General features: G+C 38.8%; 6 protein-coding genes. 3 read left to right on the forward strand and 3 right to left on the reverse strand.

Annotated features, from left to right (window positions below; all coding sequences use genetic code 11):
- The first annotated feature begins 406 nt into the window (after positions 1–406).
- Positions 407–2410, forward strand: coding sequence for a M23 family metallopeptidase (locus tag ABID39_RS07330; RefSeq protein WP_354187446.1), 2004 nt, complete (start codon positions 407–409; stop codon positions 2408–2410).
- 408 nt (positions 2411–2818) lie between these two features.
- Here the strand turns inward: ABID39_RS07330 and ABID39_RS07335 are convergent, their stop codons facing one another.
- The 3 genes from ABID39_RS07335 to ABID39_RS07345 form a co-directional block, all read right to left on the reverse strand.
- Positions 2819–4258 (reverse strand): sensor histidine kinase, encoded by a 1440-nt coding sequence (locus tag ABID39_RS07335; protein ID WP_354187448.1) that lies wholly within the window; start codon positions 4256–4258, stop codon positions 2819–2821.
- A 225-nt stretch (positions 4259–4483) separates the two neighbouring features.
- Positions 4484–5038 (reverse strand): RNA polymerase sigma factor, encoded by a 555-nt coding sequence (locus tag ABID39_RS07340; protein ID WP_354187450.1) that lies wholly within the window; start codon positions 5036–5038, stop codon positions 4484–4486.
- A gap of 7 nt (positions 5039–5045) precedes the next feature.
- Positions 5046–5249, reverse strand: a complete 204-nt coding sequence (locus ABID39_RS07345; protein ID WP_354187452.1) for a NepR family anti-sigma factor — start codon at positions 5247–5249, stop codon at positions 5046–5048.
- Positions 5250–5416: 167 nt separating this feature from the next.
- Here ABID39_RS07345 and ABID39_RS07350 point away from each other — a divergent pair, with 167 nt between their 5' ends.
- Both ABID39_RS07350 and ABID39_RS07355 read left to right on the forward strand, forming a co-directional pair.
- Positions 5417–6211: a response regulator gene (locus tag ABID39_RS07350; RefSeq protein WP_354187454.1), complete on the forward strand. Its 795-nt coding sequence runs from the start codon at positions 5417–5419 to the stop codon at positions 6209–6211.
- 22 nt (positions 6212–6233) lie between these two features.
- The gene (locus ABID39_RS07355) at positions 6234–7280 is read left to right on the forward strand and encodes a PAS domain-containing sensor histidine kinase (RefSeq protein ID WP_354187456.1); all 1047 of its coding nucleotides are present in this window, start codon (positions 6234–6236) and stop codon (positions 7278–7280) included.
- Positions 7281–7510: the final 230 nt, after the last annotated feature.

The following is a 7510-nucleotide window of genomic DNA, read 5'->3' on the forward strand; positions in this document are numbered from 1 at the left end:
GATATATAGAACTCTTTCTAACAAAGAGTCAATATCATTTTTTTAAAAAATAAAATAATCTTACCTAAAACCATAAAAAAATCATGCATAATAAAGAAATAGCATAACTCAAAAAAATGCTTTCGTAACGGCTTATATTCTTTAAAAACCAAGAAAAAAGATCAAATTTGACTATATAACCCATAAATGCTTCATGCAGATCTCAGAACTATTTGTTGTGCAATGTTAATATCATTCCAACGCTGTTATTGCGCTTCTCTCTTTCTTCGCTATTATAAAGTCATTACAGTTAAAATATAAATTGAAGGATTTGCATGATCTATAATGAAAGAATCAAATCCTTGTAGGGGTGTGCTAAGCTATGCTAGCCTTTTTATTTAATATTTGAAAAGTATTCTAAAAATCCATGTGGGATAACGAACAACAAAGAAACGACCCAGGGCAAGACCCCGCTCTTATAGTCAAACGTTTGCGACCAGCTCGCCGACAGATTTCTGTTCGTTGGCTCACAGGGACGATTCTCACAGGAATCACGTCCTGCATTCTTATGGGTATTGCACTTTTTACCGCTCTTGATGAACAGCAACGATTGGTAACACCTCCACAATGGTTTATACAAAAAAGCCTCTCAGAAACACAAGACCCTGATGCCAATCGATATAAAGGCGACCGTATTTCTCCTACCCATGCAAGACAAAGCTTTGATAGCAAACGCCAATTTGAATTATCAATTCTGCAAACAAAAGAAAATGAAAAAATCATTAAGACTCAGAACTTCCAATGGCTCCGAATGTCTTTAGCTGAAGAGCGCCCCCATAAATATACCTATCCTAAATTTGATGCCTTAAACATTTTTGCAGATGATTCGAAAAAGCAAACGGCTAAACTACAGGATTCTGGATATATTTATGGCGCAAAAGTAGAAACCAAAATAACCTTACGCAATCACCATTTTATCATTGATCAAATAAACTTTGATGGCGCGGATACCTTAACAGATGAGGAAGCACAACAAGAATTAAAAAAAGCGAAATTTGCTTTGGAAAAAACCAATGAACTCCTTTCAATGCTCACACTGATCGACCCTTTAAAACTAGAAAATTTATCCACCACAACCCCATTAACAGAAACACCTGAGGTTCGCATTATTCAGGAAAATGTGACCATTTCTCCTCAAAGTCATCGAATTGATCTCACGAAAAACTATGTTGAAGATATTATTCCTATTCGTAAAAAACAAAAAATAGCCGATGTTTTTAAAGACACAAACTATACAAAAGAGCAAATTCAACAGGTTGTAAGCACTTTAACTAAATTGAACAACTCAGATACGCTTAAAGAAGGAAACCTATTGCGCATTGGCATTGTTACACAAGCTGGAGAAGAGGATCATCTCGTGCGCGCCAGCATCTACGACAGAACATATCATGTTCTCACCATCGCTTTAAATGACCAAAATCAGTTTGTGGAAAGTGCAGAGCCTAAAATGTCTCACGCACTTAAAGCGACTCTTCGGAATGGTGTTTCACATTCTTATCTCAGTAAAACACAATTACCGACAGCTTATGATGCAATTTATAATACTCTGCTCAGTCATAATCTGTCAAAATCTCTCTCTCAGCGTCTCATTCGTCTCCTTGCCACAAACATCGATATGAAAAGCCAGATAACATCAACAGATCAGCTCGAAATATTTTATGCCGTGCCACAACAAAATGACACAGGAAAAAACAACAAAACACCCCAAAACGGCAAAAATAACCAGACAACAAAAGAAGAACCTGCAAACGCAGATCCTGAAATTCATTATGTGAGCGCCACCTTCGGCAATATGATTTATAAATATTACCGTTACCAATCAAAAGACGGGAGTGTTGATTATTATGATTCAGAAGGAAAAAGCTCAAAACCTTTCTTGCTCCGCAAACCCATTCCGAATGGCGTTTTTGGCTCCCCCTTTGGTCCACGAAAACATCCTATTTTAGGCTACATACGCATGCATACGGGTGTTGATTGGGTTGCTCCTAAAGGATCACCCATTATTGCTGTGGGAGATGGCATTGTAACAAAAGTAGGAGTATCAGGCGGTTACGGAAACCATACAGAAATTAAACACAGCAATGGATATATCAGCAGTTATTCACACCAAAGTCGTTTTGCACCAGACATAAAACCAGGTGTTAGAGTGCGGCAAGGACAAATTATTGGCTATGTCGGAACAACAGGAATGGCAACAGGACCTCATTGTCATTTTGAAATCATTGTTAATGGTGTAAAAGTTGATCCTATGCGTATTCGTATTCCTGATAGTAAAGCTTTGACCAATCAAGATCTGCAAGCATTTATGCAAGAGAAAAACAATATTGATTCTTTATTAAGTAGCCCAATAACACCAAAAGATACTTCTTAAAATAGACATAAAATATTTTGACCCTTTAAAAAAATTTTCTTCTTTGAAACTATTGGTAAAAAAATGCTGATGTAAAAACTTATAAAATAACTGGTGTAAAAACTTATAAAATAAAAAGTTTTTGTTTTTCACTCTTCAAACTTATGCAAACCGCAAGAGTGAATTCTATTGTGCTTCTCTACGACTTTGAAATTGCATGCATGACAACTACAAATTTCCTGAAAATTTTCCATAAATTGCCATGAAAAGCACCGTACCTTATATTAAACTAATATTAAAATTAAACACTCCATGAACATTGAGCACATAATGCGTACAAACTAACAACAGATTGCAGCATAAGGATCAGTATTTTATCGCTTTCTTCCTCGAAAGAAAAATAAGAAAAGCGCTTTTCTTTTCTGACATTTAAGTGAGTACGTCTTTTGGACCATTTGTATTGAGTTTTGGCAAAGGAATCACAATTTTTGTTCCTCCTAAATCAGACGTTTCAAAAAGTGGTTTTTCACCAAATTGCATACAAAGCTGTTCCACAACCAAACGACCAAGACCCGTTTTTTGTTCTTGAGTTTGGTGCTTCATACCCACGCCATTATCTTCCACAATGAGCATTAATTGTCCATCTTTTTGGGGACCAAATGATATATAAATATGACCATCACGATGATCAGGAAAAGCATGTTTTAAGGAATTTGTCAGCAATTCACCAAGAATAATACCAAGCGTTGTCGCATCCCTTGAAGATAAGCGACACTCTCTAAAGGAAGTATGAATGGTGATGTTTTCTCGTAATTCAAAAGGCACCGCTAATTCGACATCATGCACCACTGAACTGAGAAACTCTGCCAAAAGCGTTGTCTCCATATCATCACTCAAACGCAAACGGCGATGCGCTGTAGAGATTGTCTGGATACGATCGCGTGCAGCCCCAAGAACAGAACGCACCTCTTCATTTTTGCTGCGATTGAGTTGCAAACCAAGCAAAGAAGACACCGTACCAAGAGAATTTCCAATACGATGGCTAGCATCTTGCAATAATATTTCAACACGTTGACGTTCTTTTTCGGCATGATTGCGTGCTCTTTCCAACTCTTGTGTTCGTTCTTTCACACGTGCTTCCAGAGCTATATTTTCACTATGAAGCAGCAATTGATACATTTTTAAGGTGTTCACATCACGGCGAAAACGATTAATGACAAAATAGGCAGAAATAAAAGTACTTACGACAGAAACAATCGCGGCCAAGGTTAAAGCAGCACGCATCAGAGCTATACCCTCGCGCTGTTTTTGCCGCACCGCATCATCACCATTAAGAAAGCTTGTCATCAATTGAGCTAAACGTGCCGTTTGAATCTTCTTAACTTCAGTGGAAACAGAAGGTTTTGAAGACTGGTCAGGAAGCGCATCAAGAGGAAGCACATCAAGAGCATGCATATGCGCATTCAGAAAAGCTTTACGGACTTCAACTTCTTTTTTAAAAGCAGTAAACCATTCATTCCAACGCGGATGAGCATAAATGATAAGCGCTATATAATCGAGAATATCATCAATTTCCCGCGCAGCATTTTCAAAATGTGTTTTATATTCTGGCTTTCGGTTTTTTTCATATCTACGATCAGCGACAGCCATATCGATCAAACTGATGAGCACCAAATCAGCCTGCTCACGCAATTCTGAACTTGTATTTAACTGTGCAACTTCCCGATCGACTGCATTTGAAAGCAGCATAATAAAGGTCGATGCCAAAAGAGCCATCACCAGAGAAACAACAATTGCCACCCAACGCCAACTTGATATCGTTGCATTAGAAGAGGATACTTGAGGAAGAAAATTCGTCTTTGTTGTCATAGAATTTCCATCGTCGAACCTGAAAATCGTCATCTTTCAGCATAAAGGAAGGCTTTCTTATGGAACATCGTGCAACAAGCCCGCTGAATATCTTCACGCAGACTTCCCTTATTTTCCAAAAGGTGCACGCCAAATATTCTGAATTTCCTCAGATACTGACTTTACTTTAATAGCTATAAAGGGAATTAAAAAAACAAGACTTTCAAACATAATTATTATGCTTTTTTAGCCGTTAAATAAACACAATGTACTTCTAGCAGAGTAAGAATCGGGACCATAATCAGATTCACCATCCACATTAAGAATTTCTTGTAAGCGATTACGTGCCCTGCTCACACGGCTTTTAATTGTTCCAACAGCACAACCACAAATAGCTGCAGCATCTTCATAAGAAAAGCCCGATGCTCCAATGAGGATAATGGCCTCTCTTTGATCAGCAGAAAGCATATTTAAGGCTTTTTTAAAGTCTTGCAAATCAAGTGATCCATATTGAGCCGGATGAACAGCCATATTTTGAGTAAGGGTGCCCTCACTGTCTTGAACTTCTCTTCCTTTTTTACGTATTTGGCTGTAAAACTCATTGCGTAAAATTGTAAAAAGCCAAGCCTTAAGGTTTGTTCCCATTTCGAAACTGTCCTGTTTAGCCCAAGCCTTCATAACCGTATCTTGAACCAAGTCCTCAGCTTTATCGTGCTTGCTGCTTAAAGAAAGGGCGAAGGCTCTAAGAGCCGGTAGAACTAAAAGAAGTTCTTGTTTAAAGTCTTTCACGCTCTTTGTCATAAAGGGTTCAAACCTTTTTCACATTGTTTAAGCCAAATTGCTCCGCGCGCTCTAACTTATCTAAGAGCTCCAAAAGACTGCATGGAAGTGCTTCTTCCTGAATTTCCGTGTAAAATTGACGTAATTTACGTGCTATTTCGCTATTGATCCCTAGGAGATCATTTCCAAACGCAAAGTGACTTGTGAGATTTTTTTCATCACGGTCGTTCATTTTTTTTTCCCCTAATCCATATAACAATAATAGCACAAAGAAAGTTTTTCGCCTTATGGTTGTAAATATAGTTGTATGAAAAAAGTTCCATACGGATAATGGAACTTTTTCCTCTTTCTAGGATTTCAACCAACAAAGTGCCTTATAGGTAAAAGGAGTTATAGATCATGTCATTATCAACCCGCATCGCACCACATCTTCCCTATCTTCGGCGTTTTGCTCGGTCTGTTACCGGCAGCCAATCCTCTGGTGATGCTTATGTCTCTGCGATGTTAGAAGCCCTGATTACTGATATTTCCATTTTTCCAAAAGCCTCCAGTGATCGAATTGGTACCTATTGGCTTTTTTGCCATCTTTTTGACCAAACCACCCCTAATATACCCGAACCATTGCCACAATTTGGTCTTGAACAAAAAACGAGTGCCAAATTATCCTATCTCACTCCCCGTGCCCGCCAAGCATTTTTATTGATTGCGGTTGAAGGATTTAATGAACAAGAAGCCAGTGAAATTATGAATCTGGATGCAAAAGAATTCCGCAAGCTTCTCAGCCAAGCCTCAACGGATATTTCTCAACAAATAACCACTGAAGTAATGATTATTGAGGATGAACCTCTCATTGCAATGGATATTGAGCAAATGGTAGAAAGCCTCGGACATCAGGTCGTGGGAATAGCACGAACCCGCGATGAAGCTGTCATCATGTATCATAAGAAAAAGCCTCGGTTGGTTTTAGCTGATATTCAATTAGCGGATAACAGTTCCGGTATTGATGCAGTCAATGACATTTTACAAAACGACCATATACCTGTGATTTTTATCACTGCTTTTCCTGAAAGATTACTAACCGGAGAGCGTCCGGAACCGACTTTTTTAGTCACCAAACCTTTTAATCCTGATATGGTGAAAGCACTGATTTCCCAAGCTTTATTTTTTCAAGAGAATGCTTCCAAAGCAGCCTAGAGCAGAATAACATATCTTCATCATGAGTGTTACGCCTATTCCAAAGCCCCCCATGGATGTGTCACATCTTAGCGCTCTTATGCAAGCAATCCGAGGTGCTGATATTTGTGTTTTATATCAGACAACAAATCTTGTCTATTTATGGGCTGAAAACTTGCCAAAGCATTTGCATCATAAATGGCGTACAGGGTGCCGTGACAGTGACTTTTTGTCTCTTGATCTTGCTGATAATATGGAAACAATCAAATTGCAGGTTTTAGCCACAGGCAAAACGCAAACCATTGAAGCCCGCTTTGAAGATATGGCCAAACAAGTCATTTGGTATAAGTTTTCTATTGATTGCCACCGCAATACTAAGGGAGACATTATCGGTATTATCACCACCGGTGTCGATATTTCAGGTTTACGACGTCGTGAGCAAGTCCTGAAAGTACTCCTTCGAGAAGTGAGCCACCGTTCTAAAAATCTTCTTGCCATTATTCAAAGTATTGCCAGCCAAACGGCCCGTTATACTGAATCTCTTCAAATTTTCTTACGAAAATTTCAAGGACGTCTTCATTCTCTTTCCCATTCACAAGATCTGATTACCGATTCCGATTGGCGTGGAGCGCAATTTCGTGAATTGATTCAGTCGCAAACTTCGGGCTATTTGACAAAAGAAACAGAACGTTTTTCTCTTGAGGGGGTGGATCCTTATCTTTTTCCGAATGCTGCTTTGCATATTGGTTTGGCTTTTCATGAGCTCATTGTCAATTCTCTTTCTTTTGGTGCTCTTTCACAAGGAAAAGGAAGCGTCTGCGTACGCTGTGAAATTGACATAACAACGAATGGAAAAGCACAACTTCTCATTACTTGGAATGAAAATTTTGCAGTGCAAACACTTTCCTCCAGCGATAAGAAAGCCTGTTTTGGCAGTGCTGTATTAGAAAAAATTGTGCCTATTTCTGTCAATGGCTCAGCTTCTTTAAAATGGACCGAGGAAGGAATTGTTTATTGCTTGTGTGTTCCTGATACTTATTTTGATTTTGATAATTTTTTTGAAAACAGCGGTTCAAGCACTGCAAACTAGCAACTCATAGCACAAAGCAAGAAAAACACCCATTAAGAGTTTTCTACACAAAATCGATTTCCAGCATAAAAATATTTTATACAGCCATTCTCTTAGAATCTAGCTTTAAAATCTCATGGCGGGTGATGATGTCTTCGGAACCTCAGACCGGAACCTCAGACCGGAACCTCAGACCGGAACCTCAGACCGGAACCTCAGACCGGAACCTCAGACCGGAACCTCAGACCGGA

This window comes from Bartonella japonica, assembly GCF_040545385.1.
Classification (GTDB): domain Bacteria; phylum Pseudomonadota; class Alphaproteobacteria; order Rhizobiales; family Rhizobiaceae; genus Bartonella; species Bartonella japonica.